Genomic DNA, 21441 nt, shown 5'->3' on the forward strand with positions numbered 1-21441 from the left:
TAAGTACAAGTAAGCAATTACTTCAGTTAGAGCAATGGCATAGACTATAACGAATCAAAAGTTGGCGGCAGATTAGACCAAAATAGTGCTGTTTTTAAAGGTACAAGAATATACATACAAAGGACTTCATTCGTGATCTATAATATTGATATTTTATAAAAAATTCGTACCATTATTAGTCCACCCATTCCTATTTAAAATTTACATGTAACCGTCTTTCTAGAAACACTTCGTAGGGATTTTTATTTATTATTGGAGGTTTTATGATGTATAAATATCTTATTAATGGATGGAGCCCCTTTATTCTTGCCGGTTTTTTCGCAGCAATTACAATCATTGTACTAGCACGTTATCTCCATCGAACCATTGTTTATCTGATTACTACAGTTGTTAGCCTGCTTAGCTTTACCCTATTTATTCTTAGTATCTTTGCTGATGGAAAGTGGGCGGAGATAGGGATTGGTTTATTTGCCATCGCCATCTTAATCGGAGTAAATATAGGTGTTCTATTTAGTGTATTTATTATACATAAGTAAAGGGAAGCTTCATTCTATAACGCTTTTCCTTTATTTCCTACTGATAGAAGTAAAACAAACACTAAATTATCTAACTGCTCCTTGAAAAAGAAAGACATTTTTTTGCGTGCACTCTATCGTTTTACTTGTTATCTCCGAAAATGAAAAACATTTTTTCTGTCGGAGCAGCATCGGAAGTTACATCAACACCGCACAGAACTACCAAGAAATCTTTCTTTTTCTTGTTCCAACGGATCAGGTTAGGTACTGTTATTTCCCCCTTAGACTTGACGTATTATCTTTACTCTTAACATAGAAGTACTTGATACGAGTAAAACTAAATATGGTTATTTCGCTAACATTTATACGTTCACCAATAAAAAATAAAATGACGGAAAGAGCCGAATTATCACTGGGTTTGGCTAAACGAAGCTACTTTCAAACTAGTAAAAAAAAGCAGATATCGACAACAAAAGCACTACGTTATCTTACATAGTGCTTTGTGATAGCATAGATCCACTAATGATTGACACATGTCTTCATCATTTCTTCACCACTGCATCATCAAGGACATAGGTTCTCAATGCATAAGCGACTCCATGTTGATCATAATTTTTAGTTGTGTATGTCGTTTCTTGCTTTACTTCATCCTCGGCATTTCCCATACTAATGCTTATTCCAGCTACTCTGAACATAGATAGATCATTAAAATTATCCCCAATTGCAACTGTATTTTTCATTGGGATATTAAAATGTTTTGCCAGTAGTTCAAGTGCATATCCTTTACTTGCTCGATGATGAGCAATTTCAAGTTTTTCTCTCCCTGAAGAAGTGATGGATATATCCTTCCTTGAGTCAATCCAATTCTTTAATTGATCCCGCTTTTTGCTAAGCAGAGATAGTACAAATACTTTATACACTCCCTCATACGATGAACAGACCGTTTCATAGTCATCAACTATTTGTAAGCCATGTTGTCCACGCTGAATTGCAATCAGTTGATCAAGACTCACGGGGATATCTTTACTGACATTAGGTAACTCTTTTCGTAAAATTGTTTCCATGTGCTTTTCTAGTAATATACCATCATTTGTATACATCTCAAAGTATACTTCCAAGTCTCGTAAAAATGATATTAATTCTTTCGCTACATCGGTTTTTAAATATAGCTGATGTAAATCTATTCCATGATGAAATGATCTTGCACCATTGCCGACAATTATGGGGCAATCAAGATTAGAGCGACGAAGAATTTCCTTCGTATCCTGCAAAGATCTTCCGGTAGCAATGGATACAACATGTCCTTTATCCTGTACCTCGCGAATAGAACGAACATTCTCCATACTTATCGTCCCATCATCTGCTAGTAATGTTCCATCTAAGTCAATCGCAATTAGCTTCAATGCGTCCCCTCCTCATTTACTTAGCAATCGTATTAATGTTAGCCTCTTCACATTATCTACTCTATTATTGTATCAAAAGGTCTTCCTCAATGCTCGAGAAAGACCTTTTCATAATGTGCTTCGTATAAGGTGCAGCGTAAAGGTATTTATTTATACACAAATTGATCGTTGATAGTGAATGCTATCCGAATTATAATTGAGGTTTCTAAAATAAAATTGGTTAATAACGTGAGCTATATCCCCATTATTTAATAACCGCATCCTCCACCTTACCTTCACTGCCAACCATTTTAATTTTGGATATTACCATTGATTTTGCTGCTTCCTTCGCTTTTTGTAAATAAGCTCGTGGATCCAGGCTATCAGGATTGTCTACAAAATGCTCCCGAATGGCGATAGAGTAGGCATTTTTAAGTTCTGTCGAAACATTAACCTTTGCCATACCTAGTGCTACACATTTACGTACATCATCTTCTGGTACAGCCGAACCTCCATGTAATACGAGCGGAATGTCTACGATTTTACTAATTTGTTCAATTCGTGCAAAGTCAATCTCAGGTTCACCTTTATATATCCCGTGTGCTGTACCTATTGCTGGGGCAAGCGTTGGTACACCAGTTAAGGAAACAAACTTCTTACACTCCTCTGGTACCGCTTTTTGGGCATCTTTTTCAGAAACGACAATATCTTCTTCTACCCCACCAACTTTGCCTAGTTCTGCTTCTACATTTACACCTAAAGATCCTGCCAGTTCCATCACTTGCTTCGTTTGCTGCACATTTTCCGCAAATGGTTGCCTGGAAGCATCGATCATGACAGATGTGTAGCCTGCACGAACAGCTTGCTTAATGACTTCATAATCAGTACAGTGATCCAAATGGAGACCTGTTGGGATGTTATAAAAATCTGCTGCTGCTGTAGCAACTTTCACGATATTTTCTGCCCCGAGTGCTTTCACAGTACCTACAGTTGTTTGTAAAATAACTGGTGATCTCATTTCCGCTGCTGCTTCCAATACCCAATAAATGCTGTCAAAAGAATGAATATTAAAAGCAACAATTCCATAATTTTCGCTTTTTGCCTGTTCTAGCATTGGTGTCGTTGATATAAGTGGCATATTAATCGTCCTCTCCTGAGATAGCTTGACTTACAATACGAGCAAGTTCGATTTCTGTTGTTGCTGTTAGCATCGCTTGTCTGATTTCTTCATTGATTAATGCTCGCGATAATGCAGATAGTGCTTGTAAATGTGTTGTCCCTGCCTCTAATTTCGGAATGAGCAAGGATAGAAAGAAAAATGCCGGCTTCCCATCAAATGACTCCCACTCTATTCCTGTTTCCGTACGTACAATAATAATTGCTGGCTTCTCCACTTCATCCACTTGGGTATGTGGAATAGCAAACCCTTCCTGAAAGCCGGTTGTGCTCTCTTCTTCTCGAGCCTTTAGCCCTTCTACAACAGCTTCGGCAGAATTGGCAATTCCATTGTCAACAGCGATATCAGCAATCGTTTGAAAGACTCCTTGCTGTGAAGATGCTGTTGCTTGAAGTTTAATAAATTCTGGCTGAATCATCTGTTTCATAACTTCATCACCCTTCGATTTTTTTCTTTTGAGCAGCGTTTTTCCGATATATTCCATAGAGAAATGCTCCTACTAACGATCCTACAAGGATAGATAGTACCCATTGAAATGCTCCTGTTACGACAGGTAGAACTAAAAATCCTCCATGTGGTGCTGGTACCTGTACTTTAAACAGATACGTCATTATTGCCGCAATGCTCGAACCAAGCATAATAATTGGTAAAACGACGATTGGGTTTTTAGCGGCAAATGGAATAGCACCTTCCGTAATATGGGTAGAGCCTAAAATAAAATTAACAGCTCCAGCATTTCGCTCCTCTTTAGAAAAATATTTTGGAAACATGACAGTTGCAAAAGCAATAATCAATGGTGGGGCAATACAAGCAGCTGAAACACCAGCCATAAAATATAAGTTACCTTCAGCTAGTAATAAAGTGCCTGTTACATAGGCCGCCTTGTTAAATGGACCACCCATATCAAATCCACACATAGCACCGACAATCAGACCGAGTAATAATGGATTCGTTGATTGAACAGACGCTAAGAAATCCATCAAACCTTCATTTAACCCTGTAACCGGAATGATAATTGGTTTCATAATCAAACCGATTAGAAAAATACCAAGTACTGGATACAAAAATATCGACTTTAATCCATCCAACGAGCGTGGTAAATTTTTAAATAGTTTTTGTAAGAAGATGATAATATAACCTGCAATAAATCCTGCTAATATACCTCCCAAAAACCCAGCTCCACCTTGACTAGCTAATAAACCGCCAATAAAGCCAACTACCATACCCGGTCGTTTCGCAATCGATTCGGCAATAAATGCTGCCAAAATTGGCACCATCAGACTAAAACTCAAACCCCCAACCTCTTTCAAAAGAGCTGCGAATTCATTGTATTGCTCATGTTTCGGGTCAGCGGAGTAGATACCAAATAAAAATGATACAGCGATGAGTACCCCGCCACCGACAACAAATGGCAGCATATGAGATACACCATTCATTAAATGTTTGTAAATCGTATGGACCCACTTCCCATTCGTATGGTGAGTTGCACCTTCAACATTATTTGCGTCCTGTTCACCGGATCCCTCATAATCGGAAGCATAGTACACTGGAGCTTGTCCATTTATTATTTGCTGAATAAGTGCTTCTGGTTCCCGAATTCCTTTTGCAACCGGAACATCTACGACCGGCTTGCCATGAAAACGGTCTGCTTGTACATCTTTATCAGCAGCAATGATGACACCATCCGCTTCTTTGATATCTTGTGGTGTCAATGCATTTTCAATACCGACTTGCCCATGTGTTTCTACTTTGATTTCCACATTTAATTTTTCAGCTGCTTTTTGTAAAGCTTCCGCAGCCATAAATGTGTGTGCAATACCAGTTGGACAACCTGTAGCAGCAACAATTTTTTTCTTTGTCATGCTTTTTTACCTCCCTAAACTTGTTATATGAACTTGATTCATTAACTCTGGTATATCCGTTAAATCACTTAATCCCTTAGAAAATGCTGTCGAAGCACCTGTAGCTACAGCATAAGCAAGTGCCTCAACCGGACTTTTATTACCGATTGTTTTGGCGATAAAAGCAGCTAATAAAGCATCTCCCGCACAAGCAGTGTTGACTACTTTCCCTTTAGGGGAACTCGATTTGATGACAGTTTGCTTATCTATATATAATGCCCCGTCTTCTCCTCTGGAAATAATGACATGTCTTGCTCCCCGTTGAATCAATTCTTCGCCATATGCTATCATCTGCTCTTCCGATAAGGAGTTTTCGCCAAATAGCTGTGCCAGTTCATCTTCATTCGGCTTTAATAAATATGGACCATAAGGAAGTGTTTCTAATACAACAGGTGAACTAGAATCAAGGATCAGTTTCACATCATTCTTATTACAAATGTTTGCAATGGTAACTAGAACGCGTTCATCTACCCCACGCGGAAGACTTCCGGATAGGATTAAGATACTTTCTGCAGGAATTTCGTTTATTTTTTTCAACAGTTTAGCTAAAGCCTGTTGATGAATAACTGGTCCTCGATTGACAATTTTGTATTCCTCATCCGCATTTATAAATACATTAATACGTGTATTGCCATCGACTTTAATAAAATCCGTAGTAATATCTAATTTCTCTAGTTCTTCTTGAATGAAATCACCTGAGAATCCACCGATAAATCCTAACGCCGTATTAGCTATTCCCATTTTTTTCAGCATCAAAGAGACATTGACACCTTTTCCGTTTGGCTGGTAATCTTCATCGTATGTTCGATTCACAGTATTCGGCTTTAACGCTTCCATCGCCACGTACAAATCGATTGCGGTGTTCATTGTGCATGTATAGATCACAGCCTCACCTTCTTTCTCTTTTGTTACTTTTAGTATGGCACAGATTTTTATGTAAATGTTTTCAGTTTATGTAAACCCATATACAAGAGCAAAAGCTAAAAGCACTCAAGTTAGACGTACAAACTGGAGAATTTCTGACAGGATAAAACAGTAGATCAAAGGCGAAGTTCGTAATTTCTTTGTTGTAACGCCTTTGTGATCGACATCCTTTTAAAAATCGCGAGTATTGCTACCGCAGCAATTTTGCCCTGTTGCCCTAAACGAATCGGGAATTTAGGAGCCGTTTTTCTTATTATGTTCGCAAAACATAAGCAGATTTTAGAATAAGGAAAGTATGGTTCCTTTCATTCGGGATTGGGATAAAGGAAACCTAGGGATATGCCGATACCTAAGTGGCAAGCCCGCTTTAGATTCAAGTCCATGCTGACTTAGCGTAGGAAAAAAGCGAAGTTTACTATATGCAACACGAGCGCTTAAGCTAGACGACGAAGCTACTCTTTTAAAAAAAGTTATCCACCATGGGGAAACAGATATCAGTTCCTAAACAAAAAAGCCACTCACTGATAAACAATTCCTACCTCAGTAAGTGGCTAAAACAACTTCTTATTTTCTTGTTCGAATCACATAAGAGTCAAGCAGTATCCTCGCAATGACATTAAGCGATAGACGAGAGCGTACTTCATATTCCGGAAACAGGGAATGCTCTGTTTTATAACCTAATAAAGTCATGTCAGATAAACGGCTTAAGGACGAATCCACTTTGGTGGTTAAGGTGATTGTCGTTACTTGTCTAATATTTAAGTTTTGACACGCTTCTACCAGCTCTTCCGTTTCACCATTTAACGATATAAAAATCGCGATATCATGTCTCGTAACTTTGCGGGATTTCACCCGAATAATATTCGGATCCTCATGCGTTTCACAGATTTTATCTAATGCTTGCAGCTTAATCATCATTTCTTTTGCAATCATCTCTGAAAAACCGCGGCTAAAAATGTAAATCCGCTCTGCTTTATACATTTTCTGAACAACATCTTCAATTTGTCCAATGCTCTGTAGCTGAATCGTTCGCGATACTTCTTCTTCATTTTTCTTAATGACCTGTTTAATATCATCATCAATATCTGCCAGTAAATCATTGGTATCCACCATTTGCTTATCTTGTTTCAACCGATATTTAAATGAAGTATAACCATTATAACCAATTTTCTTCATTAATCGGACAATCGTTGCTGTCGATACATTTGCCTGTTCACTAAGTGTAACAATTGACATATCAGCTATTTCATCCATATGCTCATGAATGAACTCAAGTAAGTACCTTTCACTTTGACTGAGCATGGAATACGTTTGATGAGGAATATTGAATAAAGGCTTGTCCATGTTAACCCTCCCATTCATGGGGTACGTCAGAAATATGCCATACTAATCAGGGGGGTTTCAACCCTACTGATCGTTAGAAAATGACGTTTTCCCCCACCCGCTAGTGGGGGATATTTCAGTCCATTTCAACAATTAATCGTTGTAAACTACCTTTACAAACTTTAAACGGAAAGAGTATAGAGAATGCTTCATCTTATATCTTATCGTATTCGTTAAAGCTTTCCCCGTCAAGATCGAATGGCTTCCATCATGATAGGACTAGTCTTGCTTATCCATTATACAAATTCATAAACACACTGAATGGAAGGTGTTTCCTTGCTTTCGTTACGCTTCTATAAATAAAGCTTATCTCATTAATTTTGCTGTCACAATATACCAGAGCTATTCCTTCGTAAATTTAATCGTGCTTCTAACTGTATCAATCGGTCGTACCATGTGCTCAATTTCTTTTCGTTTCGGCTCAAGAAATGGCGGTAAAGACAGCTTTTCCCCTAGTGTTTCATATGGTTCATCAATCATAAATCCAGGTCCCTCTGTTGCGAATTCAAACAAAATTTGCGGTACCACGCGCGTGTAAAGCGATTCAAAATAATATCGATTAACGAACCCGGAAGTCTGGAATCCGACGTTTTCCATTCGCGTTTTCCAATTTGTTTTTTTGCCAAATTGCTCTTGGATTCCTGTATGGTTCACTTCCAAGCGATCAAATCGTTCTACCCAATAGGTAAGAGCTGCATCAGAAGGAACACGAAAAGACGTCTTATAAATCTCATTCGTTCCATGTGAGCCTTTAGGAATTCCCGGAAAATCGAAAAAGGTCATATCCGTACCAGGATTGCCTTTATCATCTGCAAAGAACAAATGGTACGTTTGAATATCATCTTGATTTACTGTCTTTTTAACTAAGCGCATCCCAAGTACATATGTGAAAAACTCATAAATTTTCTCTGCACTGCTCGTAATAGCCGATACATGATGAATCCCCTTTAACTGATTCATATTAAAACCTCCCACCGAATTTATTATGAATTAAAAATATCTTAATTCATAATAAAAATAACATAAATTACTACTTATGTCTACTTATACTAGATGTATTCCCAAATGCACTTATTTATGTTACATACCATAAATTACAGATAATCATGTTCACCGAACAAAATCTAAAACACTTGGTTTCCAGCGTACAAACGGCAAACCTTCTGAAAACAGTAAAGTGAAACTTCATTTCTTGGAATGCTTTAACCAAGAAATGTTAGTACCGCAAGGGTATGACCTTAAAGGCCTCTGAACCAATCGGGCATTTAGGTGCCGTTTCTACAATGTATACTTCTCTATTCACTAAGTTGTAGTTTTACGGCACCTTACATGGGGTAAAGTGAAACTCCATTCAAGGAATACTCTTCTCTTAAAACATCAATAAAATGTATAATTTCTTATACAATAAGAAAATCCATTATCCTAACATCACTTTTAGAATAATGGAGTACAGAAAGCGGATAATTCTTACAATCTACTAGTAATGTATCTACGTAATACATGTACTAGTTACAGCTAACGTATAGCAAAATCACTTAACATTGCTTTATAACACGTGAAATAAGTAAGACTTTAATTCTTCCGTAGTGTGTACTGTTTTATTCGCTACACTAGGTTGATTTGCGGGTAATTGCTTTGCTGGATTAAGCCAAACGGCTGTCCATCCGGCTTGATGGGCACCAATCATATCGATTTGATAGTTATCGCCAATATACCAGGCACCCTGTTTCGTAAAGCGGAATCTATCTTCGGCTAATTCAAATATTTTCTGATCTGGTTTTGCAAGATGTTCTTCCTCTGAAACGATAATTTCTTTGTCAGAAAAATAGTTATTTAACCCTAGATTTTTTACTTTTTTCCGCTGGTTACGTGATGGCCCATTCGTGATAATAAGCGTTTGTATCCCTTTATCTTGCAAGAAATCCAATATCTCTTTTATATAAGGTCTTAATTCGATATGCTCCTGATTATTTTTATACATTGCTTGGAATGCTAGAGCTTCCTGCTCAGTAATCGTAATATTTAATTCCTGTAACGTCTCTTGAATACGAAATACATAAGATTCTTCTAATGTCCAACGTTTTCTAGTCACCTGTTCAAATCCGATATCACTATTTTTTTGATAGATGGGATAAATTTGACTAAAGTTAAGCTGTTTCGTTGCTGAAAACTCTTTAAATGTCTTCTGTAGTGGCAAGGTTCGATCATATAAGGTGTCATCTAAATCAAAGGCTATGATAGTCATGGTTTCGCTCCTCAACTTAAACTGAGTACTCTTATTAGAAAAACTTGGCTTATCGCCAAGTTTTTAGCGAAAGCTGTAGTTTTTCTTATACGATAAAGTGAAACTTCATTTCTTGGAATGCTTTTCCCAAGAAATGTTAGTTAAACGAATCGGGCATTTAGGTACCGTTTTCTCCCACTTTGACCCTTTGCACGAACTCAGGACTTGAAGTGGGAAACTTACGGCACCTTACATGCGGGATAAAGTGAAACTTTATTCCGTGGAATGCTTTTTACACGGAATGTTAGTTGAACCAATCGGGCATTTAGGTGCCGTTTTCTCCCACTTTGACCCTTTTGTATCAATTCAGGACTTGAAGTGGGAGATTACGGCACCTTACATGCGGGATAAAGTGAAACTTTATTCCGTGGAATGCTTTTTACACGGAATGTTAGTTGAACCAATCGGGCATTTAGGTGCCGTTTTCTCCCACTTTGACCCTTTTGTATCAATTCAGGACTTGAAGTGGGAGATTACGGCACCTTACATGCGGGATAAACCCTAAAATTTTATACTTTCTTATAGTACAAGATAGTATCAGATAATACCGGGTTGTCAAATACCATCATTCACCTCCCCATTAATTGGGAAAAGGTTCCAATATCTCTGCAATGCTTATTATGAAAGCGTTTATAATTTTGCAATTAGTTATTGAAACAAACTGTCATTTACATTAATCGCAGGTAGGAATAAACTTAAATATGTAATGAGGTTCACATTTTATCGTCATAAAAATCTCTTTAAGTTTTGCTCTAAAGGAGGTTTACAACAGTGGAGTTAACGAATCGACAAATGCTTTTAATCAAATTGCTTATGAAAGAATCTGAAATGAAAACTGCAGAGTATCTTGCAAATAAATTGCATGTATCTACACGAACGGTTCACTCAGATATCAAAAAAATGGAGCTTTACGTTCATAAATTAGGTTTTAAACTTGTCAGAAAAAGGGGGGTAGGAATTAAATTAATTGGTAATAAAAAGGCTGTTGAATTCGACCATTCAGATACGTTAACTTCTAAATTGCTATATGGTGTGAAAGAAAGAAGAATTCAAATTATTAGACGCTTACTGTTTAATCAGGAAACGGTCACACTAAGTAATCTAGCCGATCACTATTTCGTCAGCAAGAGTTCAATTAATAATGATTTAAATTTTATTAAGGAACAATTCTTAAATCAATCAACTGTACAATTAGTGAGCGATACACAAGGAACACGAATAGAAGGAACCGAGCAAGAGCTGCAAAACACACTTGTCTTGTTCAATGCACTAATCAGCAAATATGAAGCAAAAAAGATGGCTTTTTCAGAAAACAAACAACAAAAATATGATTTTCTCAATGAACTTTATGGAAAAGAATTAGTAGAAATATGTCATAACTCGCTTTATAAGTTTGCCGTTAATAAATTGGAATTGATTGCCGACTATTATGTATACAATATTTTAAGTATCATTATTGTTTTAACCTACAGAGCATCATTAGGACACCATATTCAAGCTAAGTCATTAAAGCAATCAATAAACTCTAATCAACCTAACATCATTTTAGAAGAAATATCTGGTATGACTGGAATTAAATTTACTAAAGGTGACGCAACATATCTTAATCGTCATATGGCTGCCAATAAAATGAGCTTAGGCGAAATAGACATGGATTTTAAGCCAATTATAGAAAAGATATTAGTAAAAGTCAGCAAAATGCTAAAGGTAGACTTAACAAAAGATAATAAATTATCCAGTCAATTAGAAAAGCATTTTCCATCGATGATCTATCGACTAAAACATAATTATTCTGTTCAAAATCCATTCATAACGCAAATCAAGCATGAATTTGGATTAATGTACAACATTACATGGTTTGTGATGAGCGGATTTGAAGATCAATTAGATATAAAATTTACCGAAAATGAAATTGGCTTTCTAATGATTTATTTCCAATCTGCACTTGATCGTATGCAGCTAAGAAAACGAGTGCTAATTATTTGTCCAACCGGAATCACCATGTCTGGACTATTATTAAATAGAGTTCGGAAAATACTTCCGCCCCTTGATCTAATAGAAATAGCATCTTTTGATGAAATGACTAAAGTCAATCTAAAAAAAGTAGATTTTATTATTTCAACTGCACATATTAAAGTACAGAATACACCATTAATTGTGGTGTCACCGCTTATAAGCAATGATGACATGGAAAATATTTCGAGATTTTACAATGCTAATTTTGTTTTAACAGACAATAAACGCAAAGCAAAAAAAGAAGTCCATTATTGCTTGACTAAAATTAAACCATATATCGACAAAAGATTGATTGAATTTGACTGTGAATATAAATGTATGACTGAAGCTATGCACGATGTCATAGATAATTTAGTTGCAAAAGGTTATGTAAATACGGCATATAAAGAAAGCGTATTCGAGAGAATGCGAGTAGGAGATATTGTGTTACCAACTGGAGTTGCTATTCCGCACGGAAACCCACAATTCGTGAAAAAATCCGTACTTGCCATTTATGTTAATAAGAAACCGTTGAAATGGAATGAGCAATTAATCCATGTTGTCTTCTTTATCTGTATTTCCAAACGAGACTTACAGCATGTTAAAGAAATACTTAGCTGTGTTTACAATTTAATTGAAGATAAAGAAACAGTAGAACAATTATGGATAAAATCCAGTAAAGATAAATTTATCAGCTTGTTAGGAAGTGGTATATCTTGATCAACAAAGAAATGATTTTTTTAAATGTCGACCTTCATAATAGACTTGATGTATTGGAGTTTTTAGTTAACCAAGCGTTTACAAACCATTTAATTACTGATAAACAAACGTTTATGACAGCTGTTTTAAATCGAGAAAAGCAAGTTCCAACTTCTGTTGATTTTAATGTTGCTATTCCCCATGGAAAATCCCATGTTATAAATGAACCATTTATAACTTACTTAAGTACAAAAAACAGCTTTCAATGGGATGAGAGAGGAGATGATCTCGTAAAGCATATATTTTTAATCGGTGTTCCTGAAAATGGCGGTAGTAAAATTCATCTTAAATATATTTCTCAAGTAAGCAAAAAGCTAATGGATGAAGTGTTTAGAAAAAAACTATTCGCATGTACGGATGCGAAAGCTGCATTTAAACAATTAAATGAAATTAATGAAAGAATCAAGAACTAACTATTAAGAAGGAGAAATGAACCATGAAAATCGTAGGTGTTACAGCTTGTACAACGGGAATTGCACACACATACATGGCACAAGAAGCTATAGAAAAGGAATGCCAAAAAAGAGGGTATGAAGCAATGATAGAGACCCAAGGTGGAATGGGAATTGAAAATGAATTAACTGATGAAGAAATTGCCAACGCAGACGCAGTCATTCTCGCTATTTCTATTGGCATTGAAGGTGATGAGCGTTTTGATGAAAAAAGAGAGGAAGGAAAAGTTATTACATTAGATCCATCTGTCGTTATTAAAAATGTAAGCAATGTCATTGATCAGCTAGAAAACTTATAATTTAAAAAAGCGATACATTTGTCCTACTATTCGTGTCAGTTATTTTATTTGAACATTCTGAATTAGGAGGGGATAATTATGTCCTTCAATGGTAAAAAAGTAGGAGAGGATTTAAAAAAAGCGTTTAGCACTGGGGTATCGTACATGATGCCTTCCGTAATTGTCGGGGGGATATTTTTAGCAATCGCATTATCTTCAGGAACGCCAACAGATGAAGGAATGGTTGTAACAAACCCGTTTCTACAAAATTTAAACACAATCGGAGTAGCAGGTTTTGCTATGATGATCCCAATTTTAGCTGGCTATATTGCCTATTCTATTGCAGGGAAGCCTGGACTTATTCCTGGTATGATACTAGGTCATATTGCTAATACCCCATTGGGTGATGAAGGTGTATCTACTGGGTTTTTAGGAGCTATGATTGTCGGAATTATGGCTGGCTATCTTGCAAAATATGTAAAAACGTGGAAAGTTGGTCCTACGATAAGGACTATTATGCCTATCTTAATCATTCCTATTATTACTACATTTATTGTTGGGATGGTTTATATTTATATCCTAGCTCAACCACTATCTGGGTTTGTAACATCACTCGTTGATTTCCTATCTTCATTACAGGGAGGTAACGCCTTACTTTTAGGATTGGTCATTGGTGCATTTACCGCTATTGATATGGGAGGACCAATTAATAAAACTGTGACTGCCTTTACGTTAGCTTTAATGGCAGAAGGTATTTTTGAGCCAAATGGTGCCCACCGTATCGCTGTTGCTATTCCTCCATTAGGACTTGCTATTTCTACATTTATTTCACGAAGAAAATATACGAAGGCAGAGCGTGGAATGGGTGTTAGTGCTGGTTTTATGGGATTGATTGGTATTACCGAAGGAGCAATTCCGTTTGCCGTAAATGACTTAAAACGAGTAATTCCTGCCATTATGATTGGTAGCGCTGTTGGCGGTGGAATCGGCATGCTGCAAAATGTAGGTACGTATATTCCGCATGGAGGATTAATCGTCATTGGCGCAGTTGATGGGAAACTATGGTTCTTCTTAGCCATGCTGATAGGGTCACTTGTAACAGCTTTAATATTACATTTTACAAAACCTGATCTTCCAGAAGCTGAGCTACCTAAAACTAAATAAATGTTGGTCTTTATGTGAATCTTTTAACTTAATAAAGCTTCTTCAAGAAATTAACCATACGAATATCTGTATTGGTTTCCAATAGATCTAACATCTAACCGGCAATTATTAAATCTAACCAAGACGTTGGCACTCTAGTACTTCTTGACCTTCACTGCCCGCTTTTTGAACAGCACCATTATTTACAACAGGAGGAATCATAATTATGAAAACACCTATCAAATCAACTGTTAAAGCATTGTTAGAATTGCAAGAAGAAGATAAAAGCGCAACATTATTAGGTATTGGCCCAATGTCAAAGAATTTATTACAAGCAAGCTTTGAATTAGCTAGAGATTATGATTTTCCATTAATGTTCATTGCTAGCAGAAACCAAGTAGATATGGATGAACTTGGCGGTGGTTATGTAAATGGATGGAATCAGTTTACCTTTATGGAAGCTATTAAAGAAATGGCAGTAAAAACAAACTTTAACGGCTTGTACTATGTTTGTCGAGATCACGGTGGTCCGTGGCAACGAGACAAAGAAAGAAATGAGCATTTACCAGTAAATGAAGCAATGGCTCTAGGAAAAAAATCATATTTAGCGGATATTGAAGCGGGCTTTGACTTATTAATGATTGACCCGACAAAAGATCCCTTCGAAGTGGGAAAAGTAATACCACTTGAGACGGTAATTGAACGCACCGTGGAATTAATTGAGTATTGCGAACAGAAGAGAAAAGCTCGAAATCTGCCGGAAATTGGCTATGAAGTAGGTACAGAAGAAACAAATGGGGGACTAACATCTACAAATATTTATGAAACATTTATTCTTCGCTTACAAGAAGAATTAGATGAAAAGGGATTACCAATGCCTACTTTTATTGTTGGACAAACCGGAACTTTAGTGAGAAAAACGGAACAAGTGGGACAATTTAATTTTGAAAATGCCTATGAGCTCGCCCAAATGGCCAAAAAATATGGTGTTGGTTTAAAAGAACATAATGGTGATTATTTAGATGATGTCTCGTTACTAGAGCATATTCCATCACAGATTGCAGCAACAAATGTAGCACCTCAGTATGGAACAGAGGAAACAAGAGGCTATTTAAAATTAGCTAGTGTCGAACAGAAGTTAAAAGATTATGGTTTGATTGAAAATCCATCTAATTTACGAGATGTATTGCTCTATCATGCTATTAAAAGTGAACGATGGAGAAAATGGATGGTTGGAGACCAAACAAAGCTCACGGTTGATGAAATTATGAAGGACGCTGAACTATCTACTGCTATTTTAGACATTGCCGGACATTACACATTCAACCTTGCAGAAGTGAAGAAGGAGATTGATAAATTATATGCTAATTTAAATCAGGTGAATATTAATGGACAGCGCTTTATTGTGGAACATATTAAACGACCGATACGCGATTATGTAGAATGCTATAACCTACAAGGTGCTACGACGAGAATTAAAGAAAAACTATAAAAAAGCAGAATTGAAGGGATAGATAGCTCTAATCAATAGGGATGGGGAAGGTACTACTCATCCCCACTGATTTTAATCGTTTGCCAATCGGGTTATTACTATTACTAGATGTTTCCTTCAATAACTCTTGATTAGAAATACTTCTAGTCGATGGTTAAAGAAGGTCCCCTTTTCTGTTTTTCCTAGGAGTGTTTACTATGTTTGATAATATTGATCATTTAGCAGTTAATACGATCCGGGCATTAAGCATTGATGCAATCAACGCTGCAAATTCAGGTCATCCCGGATTACCAATGGGAGCTGCACCAATGGCTTATGTACTGTGGACAAAGCATTTAAAAGTAAATCCTAAAAACCCAAAATGGGCTAATAGGGATCGTTTTGTACTATCAGCCGGTCATGGCTCTGCCATGCTTTATAGTTTATTACATTTAGCAGAATATGATGTTACAATAGATGATCTAAAAAATTTCCGCCAGTTGGGAAGCCGTACCCCTGGACACCCTGAATTTGGTGTAACAGATGGCGTTGAAGCTACAACGGGACCTTTAGGTCAAGGTATTGCCAATGCAGTAGGTATGGCGATGACTGAAGCACACTTAGCTGCTTCTTATAATCAAGACAGTTTTCCCATTATCGATCATTATACGTATGCTTTGTGTGGCGATGGTGATTTAATGGAAGGAGTAGCTGCAGAAGCCGCTTCATTAGCCGGGCACTTAAAATTAGGAAAGTTAATTGTGTTATATGACTCCAACGATATATCACTTGATGGTCCAACTAGTAAAGCATTTACGGAAGATGTCGGAGCCCGCTTTATTGCTTATGGTTGGCAGCATATTGTAGTAGCAGATGGAAATGATTTGGAATCTATTTCTAAAGCAATCGAAACAGCAAAAGCAGAAATAGAAAGGCCTACGCTTATTGAAGTTAAAACAATTATTGGCTATGGTGCTCCTCATCAAGGTACGAATAAAGTACATGGATCACCTTTAGGAGAAGAAAATACCATGATAGCTAAAGAAAAGTATAGTTGGGCTTTTCCTCCATTTACTGTACCAAAAGAAGTTGCGCTCTGCTTTCATGAACATTTAGTCAAACCAGGTGAAAAAAGAGAGCAACAATGGAATAGTTTACTTGCTACCTATGAGCAGCAATTTCCTAAGAAGGGCAAACAGTTAATAGATGCTCTAAACGGTAATCTACCAGCAAATTGGGAAGATCTATTACCAAGATACTCGACTACAGATACACCTATAGCTACACGAAAAGCAAGTGAAGCCGCTATTCAGGCAATTAGCAAAAAGCTAGCTTCATTTTGGGGAGGTTCAGCAGATTTAAGTTCTTCTAATAATACTATGATCCACCAATCTAAAGACTTTTCGCCTCTGGATTACTCAGGACGTAACATCTGGTTTGGCGTTAGAGAATTTGCTATGGGTGCAATAATGAATGGAATGCTTTTACATGGTGGAACGATACCGTATGTGGGGACTTTTTTTGTGTTCTCTGATTATTTACGGGCAGCGATCCGAGTTGCAGCGATTTCTCATCTTCCTGGAATTTATGTTCTCACCCATGATTCTATTAGCGTCGGTGAAGACGGTCCTACTCATGAACCGATTGAACAATTAGCATCTTTTCGCTCCATGCCTAATATTAGTGTTATCCGTCCTGCTGATGGAAATGAAGCATCTCAAGCATGGAGAATGGCGATTCGCTCAACATCTAAACCAACATTGCTTATTTTAAGTCGCCAAAACTTACCTATCTTACCTGGTACTAGAGAAAAAGCCAGGTTGGGAGTTGAAAAAGGGGCTTATATATTATCCCCCGCTAGAAGTACCACCCAACATGGCATTATTATAGCAAGCGGATCTGAAGTTAACTTAGCGATACAAGTTCAAAAGAAATTATCAGAAAACGAAATTGATGTTTCTGTTGTCTCTATGCCAAGTTTTGATTTATTTGATCAACAAGATAAAACGTATCAAGCTCATGTTCTGCCAAATCATATACGAAATCGAGTTTCGATTGAATTAGGTTCTAATTTTGGCTGGAGTAAATATACTGGCTTAGACGGGATAAATATAAGTGTTGATAAGTTTGGCGCTTCTGGTAAAGGAGAAGAAGTAGTAAAAGCATATAACTTTACCACAAAACATATTGTACGGAAATATCTAGAGGTATTTTGCAACGAATGACTGCTTTATATGACCCTAAAGGTAAGGGAAAAGTAAAGCGTAACGCAATATATTTTAATGTAATTTTTTTAGTCATTTAGCAAAAAAAAACGTTATTTTATTCCTGCAAAGATAGTCCTGGAAAGCTATTGCATAGTTAAGATGAGAAATTTTTTCATTCATCTTAACTATGCATGGATTCATCATTATATTCGAGCAACTTCTGGCACCGTCATTTTCCAGCTTCGACAGGAACGTTTACCACAAAAAACAATCACGTCTTTCATATATACCCAGTCCATCCTCCCCTAACATATTCCGCCATATCTTTTGACAACTAACTAGCAAATTCTGTTTCTCCACTTATATAATAGCCCAAACCCATACAACTGCTTTGACTATCGACCCCTTCCCCTCTTGACATTACTATAACATAACGCAATTTACTTTCAGCAATCACCATTCTGTTTCTGCTATCTTAAGCTTATATGCTAGGAATCGCTAAAATAATCCTTTACAATTTATTAAGGGTGTTTATGTCATAAAAAGAAACTTATTATTGGGAGGGAGAACATGTTTCTAGCTTGGAATGAAATAAAAAACAATAAATTGCGTTTTACCTTGATTATTGGTGTATTAATACTCGTTTCCTACCTTGTTTTCTTTTTATCGGGACTGGCAAATGGTTTAGAAAATATGAATAAAGCAGCTGTTGATAAATGGAATAGTCAAGGAGTTATTTTGACAAAGGAATCAGACATTAATCTACCTCAATCCAGTTTAAAGCTGGATGATTACAATGGCGAAGGCGCAGATGAATATGCAAGCCTTGCTCAGATCAGTTCCATAGCTACTTCAGGAAACAATAAGTCCAATGTAGCAATTTTTGGTATAAATAAAAATGAATTTATTATGCCAAATGTAACCGAGGGAGAAGAGTTTGACAAAACAGGTGAAGTCATCGCAAATGATTCCCTAAAAAATGAGGGTTTTGAGCTTGGTGATGAATTAAATCTTTCGTCGACAGAGGAAAAGCTGACTATTGTGGGCTTTACGAAGAATGCGAAATTCAGTGCTTCTCCTGTCCTTTATACTGATTTAGATACCGTGCAAAAAATTCGCTACGGGGAAGCTGCTGATAGCTATCAAGATCAGATAAATGCCTTTGTTATTCGGACTACTGATCTGTCAAATGTGGAAGTAAACGAAAATCTGCAAGTCGTGGATACTTCTACATTTATAGAAAATCTTCCCGGCTACTCGGAGCAAAATTTAACATTAACATTGATGATTTATTTCTTATTTGTTATCTCTGCTCTAGTACTCGCCATTTTCTTATACGTCCTTACCATTCAAAAAGTAAGTATTTTTGGTGTAATGAAGGCTCAAGGGATCTCCAGTAAATACTTAGCAGGGTCTGTTATTGCCCAAACATTCTTGCTTTCCATTGCCGGTGTTATCATTGGCTTTATTTTAACGATAATTACTGGATTATTTTTACCTGAAGCCGTACCTGTTGACTTTAACTATCTAGACCTGATTATCTATGGAGTCGTGCTTATTTTTGTCTCCATATTAGGAGCACTCTTCTCTGTTCAAACAATTGTAAAAGTAGATCCACTAAAAGCGATTGGAGGTTAAACCATGGCAACTCTTGAAATGAAGCAAGTAAATAAAGTTTTTGGTTCAGGTCATACGGAAATTGAAGCGTTAAAGCCAACTGATTTCTCCGCGAATAAGAACGAATTAATTGCCGTAATTGGTCCCTCCGGCTCAGGGAAAAGTACCTTTTTAACGATTGCAGGAGGTTTACAAACTCCGACGAATGGAACTGTGTTGATCAACGGTACGGATATTACCAAGTTAAAAGAAAAACAACGTTCAGCAATCCGATTAAGGGAAATTGGCTTTGTTCTGCAAGCCTCAAATTTAGTTCCTTATCTAAATGTCAAACAACAATTGCAGTTATTAGATAAGGTGAAAAAAGATAATTTACCTTTAGAAAAACTTCAAGAGCTTTATCAGACTTTAGGAATGGAGAAGCTTTTAAACAGTTTTCCAGCCGATTTATCAGGTGGTGAAAGACAGCGTGTAGCTATCGCAAAAGCATTGTATACAAATCCAAGTATTATACTTGCTGACGAACCAACTGCTTCGCTTGATTCTGATCGCGCGTTTGAAGTTATGGAAATGCTTAAAGAGCTAACCGTAAACAATAATAAAACAACTATTGTCGTTACGCATGATACGCGACTCATTGACTACTGTAACAAAGTATACAAGATTACCGATGGAAGACTTAGCTTACAAACAGAAAGAACCAAGAGCTAACCGCACCATTATTGATTCTTCCGAAAAAAGCAGATATACTAAGCACGATAAAGTAAGTAGCCAGTTGCATGAATACCGCAACTGGCTACTTTTTTCGTGCCCTGAATTTGCATTGTTTTAGTTATACTTATTCATACATTTTTGGTCCGACTTCGTGGTATGTTCGCCCGACTGTGGAGATACTCTGGTTCGTCTTCGGAGTGTTCTGTTCCGATTTCTGGGCATTTTAGTACGGTTTGATGAAGCTTTGTTTCGACTTTCGGGTATATTGGGTTCGACTTTACAGTGTTCTGTTCCGATTTTACGACATCTTTTTTGTTTTTCAGCTTTCACAGCGGATTGTTGCACTCTATATGACGAATTCTAACCGTTGACTCTAATGCTTATTCGTTACGTTATTTCTAATTCTTGTGGACTTTCTTCACCTTTTTTATTCATTAAGCGGATATGCAAGGGTTTTATTTCTAAAACGATTAAGTTTGGATCATCTCGGCTAGAGAAGTATTGCTTTAGTTGATTACTCCATAATTGTTTTTTTAGTTCTGCAGATTCGTTAAAGCTTACCTTGCCTTCATATTCAACATACGCATCGCCCATTCTCTCTCCTTCATATCCGAGAATAATATGCGTATAAGGATTCTTTTCAAGATCCTCCATTTTTTCCGTATCTTTATCGGTTAATGTATATAGAGTTAAGTTATTATGATAAAATGTCATATACCTAGAGTGAGGCATATTCCTTTTTACTGTTGCCATCGGACCTATATAGCTATTTTCTAAGATATGCTCAATCTCTTTTCTTAATGCTTCTTGCTTCAATATTTACACCCCTTTTCATAGACATATCCAACTAATTGTCTTATCTGTATTATTCCTTCATCCGGGAATCTTAAACACAAAATCTTTATTGTTCATATTCTTTGCAATATAATCGTACGTACTCCTGCTTATTTCGTTATTTCAGCATGATTGCATAAATTCCTTAGCAATCGATTTTGATTCAACCTCCATTATAAATTCAGTATAAATAGCAAAAATTTCAGATTATCTGATGGTGTTGTTATCGAAAGCTTCAGCAATCCTTGTTAAAGCATCGTGTTAAAAGTGATATTTGGAAATTTATTGTACTCCCTTAATATCAGTTGCCTCCATCTAACTTTTAGCCAGTAAGACCTGCCGTTCCATGTTACGAGGTGAAACCTAGATAAGTGGGGAAATCAACTGCAAGTCAAATGTCCGATA

General features: G+C 36.7%; 19 protein-coding genes. 10 read left to right on the top strand and 9 right to left on the bottom strand.

Features of this window, described 5'->3' with window-relative positions; translation table 11 throughout:
• The first annotated feature begins 266 nt into the window (after positions 1 to 266).
• Positions 267 to 536 (top strand): hypothetical protein, encoded by a 270-nt coding sequence (locus BN1066_RS06625; protein WP_077318654.1) that lies wholly within the window; start codon positions 267 to 269, stop codon positions 534 to 536.
• 521 nt (positions 537 to 1057) lie between these two features.
• Here the strand turns inward: BN1066_RS06625 and BN1066_RS06630 are convergent.
• From BN1066_RS06630 to BN1066_RS06665, 8 genes are all read right to left on the bottom strand, one after another.
• Complete coding sequence (locus tag BN1066_RS06630; protein ID WP_077318655.1) at positions 1058 to 1918, bottom strand: Cof-type HAD-IIB family hydrolase; 861 nt, start codon at positions 1916 to 1918, stop codon at positions 1058 to 1060.
• A gap of 244 nt (positions 1919 to 2162) precedes the next feature.
• Complete coding sequence (locus BN1066_RS06635) at positions 2163 to 3035, bottom strand: class II fructose-bisphosphate aldolase (protein WP_077318656.1); 873 nt, start codon at positions 3033 to 3035, stop codon at positions 2163 to 2165.
• Position 3036: 1 nt separating this feature from the next.
• Positions 3037 to 3501 (bottom strand): PTS sugar transporter subunit IIA, encoded by a 465-nt coding sequence (locus tag BN1066_RS06640; RefSeq protein WP_245799719.1) that lies wholly within the window; start codon positions 3499 to 3501, stop codon positions 3037 to 3039.
• 7 nt (positions 3502 to 3508) lie between these two features.
• On the bottom strand, positions 3509 to 4936 hold the full coding sequence (locus BN1066_RS06645; protein ID WP_077318657.1) for a PTS fructose transporter subunit IIC: 1428 nt from the start codon (positions 4934 to 4936) through the stop codon (positions 3509 to 3511).
• A gap of 6 nt (positions 4937 to 4942) precedes the next feature.
• Positions 4943 to 5860, bottom strand: coding sequence for a 1-phosphofructokinase (gene pfkB / locus BN1066_RS06650; protein ID WP_077318658.1), 918 nt, complete (start codon positions 5858 to 5860; stop codon positions 4943 to 4945).
• 603 nt (positions 5861 to 6463) lie between these two features.
• The gene (locus BN1066_RS06655; protein WP_077318659.1) at positions 6464 to 7243 is read right to left on the bottom strand and encodes a MurR/RpiR family transcriptional regulator; all 780 of its coding nucleotides are present in this window, start codon (positions 7241 to 7243) and stop codon (positions 6464 to 6466) included.
• 381 nt (positions 7244 to 7624) lie between these two features.
• Positions 7625 to 8242 (bottom strand): VOC family protein, encoded by a 618-nt coding sequence (locus BN1066_RS06660; protein WP_077318660.1) that lies wholly within the window; start codon positions 8240 to 8242, stop codon positions 7625 to 7627.
• 586 nt (positions 8243 to 8828) lie between these two features.
• Entirely contained in the window at positions 8829 to 9527 is a 699-nt protein-coding gene (locus tag BN1066_RS06665) for an HAD family hydrolase (protein WP_077318661.1), read from the bottom strand.
• Between the two features lie 244 nt (positions 9528 to 9771).
• On the opposite strand from BN1066_RS06665, the gene BN1066_RS06670 reads away from it, so the two are divergent.
• The 9 genes from BN1066_RS06670 (at position 9772) to BN1066_RS06710 (ending at position 20199) form a co-directional block, all read left to right on the top strand.
• Positions 9772 to 10071: a hypothetical protein gene (locus tag BN1066_RS06670; protein ID WP_143695744.1), complete on the top strand. Its 300-nt coding sequence runs from the start codon at positions 9772 to 9774 to the stop codon at positions 10069 to 10071.
• A 266-nt stretch (positions 10072 to 10337) separates the two neighbouring features.
• Positions 10338 to 12281 (top strand): BglG family transcription antiterminator, encoded by a 1944-nt coding sequence (locus tag BN1066_RS06675; RefSeq protein WP_077318663.1) that lies wholly within the window; start codon positions 10338 to 10340, stop codon positions 12279 to 12281.
• Positions 12278 to 12733 (top strand): PTS sugar transporter subunit IIA, encoded by a 456-nt coding sequence (locus BN1066_RS06680; protein WP_077318664.1) that lies wholly within the window; start codon positions 12278 to 12280, stop codon positions 12731 to 12733. The genes BN1066_RS06675 and BN1066_RS06680 overlap by 4 nt, the downstream gene beginning before the upstream one ends.
• 23 nt (positions 12734 to 12756) lie before the next feature.
• On the top strand, positions 12757 to 13071 hold the full coding sequence (locus tag BN1066_RS06685; protein ID WP_077318665.1) for a PTS fructose transporter subunit IIB: 315 nt from the start codon (positions 12757 to 12759) through the stop codon (positions 13069 to 13071).
• A 78-nt stretch (positions 13072 to 13149) separates the two neighbouring features.
• Complete coding sequence (locus BN1066_RS06690; protein ID WP_077318666.1) at positions 13150 to 14214, top strand: PTS fructose transporter subunit IIC; 1065 nt, start codon at positions 13150 to 13152, stop codon at positions 14212 to 14214.
• Between the two features lie 205 nt (positions 14215 to 14419).
• Positions 14420 to 15685, top strand: a complete 1266-nt coding sequence (locus BN1066_RS06695; protein ID WP_077318667.1) for a class II D-tagatose-bisphosphate aldolase non-catalytic subunit — start codon at positions 14420 to 14422, stop codon at positions 15683 to 15685.
• Positions 15686 to 15882: 197 nt separating this feature from the next.
• The gene (gene tkt / locus BN1066_RS06700; RefSeq protein ID WP_077318668.1) at positions 15883 to 17889 is read left to right on the top strand and encodes a transketolase; all 2007 of its coding nucleotides are present in this window, start codon (positions 15883 to 15885) and stop codon (positions 17887 to 17889) included.
• Between the two features lie 552 nt (positions 17890 to 18441).
• Positions 18442 to 19509: an ABC transporter permease gene (locus tag BN1066_RS06705; protein WP_077318669.1), complete on the top strand. Its 1068-nt coding sequence runs from the start codon at positions 18442 to 18444 to the stop codon at positions 19507 to 19509.
• 3 nt (positions 19510 to 19512) lie between these two features.
• Positions 19513 to 20199 carry an ABC transporter ATP-binding protein gene (locus BN1066_RS06710; protein ID WP_077318670.1) on the top strand — a complete coding sequence of 229 codons (687 nt, stop codon included), beginning with the start codon at positions 19513 to 19515 and terminating at the stop codon, positions 20197 to 20199.
• Between the two features lie 390 nt (positions 20200 to 20589).
• On the opposite strand, the gene BN1066_RS06715 is transcribed toward BN1066_RS06710, so the two are convergent.
• Positions 20590 to 21018, bottom strand: coding sequence for a pyridoxamine 5'-phosphate oxidase family protein (locus tag BN1066_RS06715; protein WP_077318671.1), 429 nt, complete (start codon positions 21016 to 21018; stop codon positions 20590 to 20592).
• Positions 21019 to 21441 lie beyond the last annotated feature (423 nt).

This window comes from Virgibacillus proomii (assembly GCF_900162615.1).
GTDB lineage: Bacteria > Bacillota > Bacilli > Bacillales > Amphibacillaceae > Virgibacillus > Virgibacillus proomii.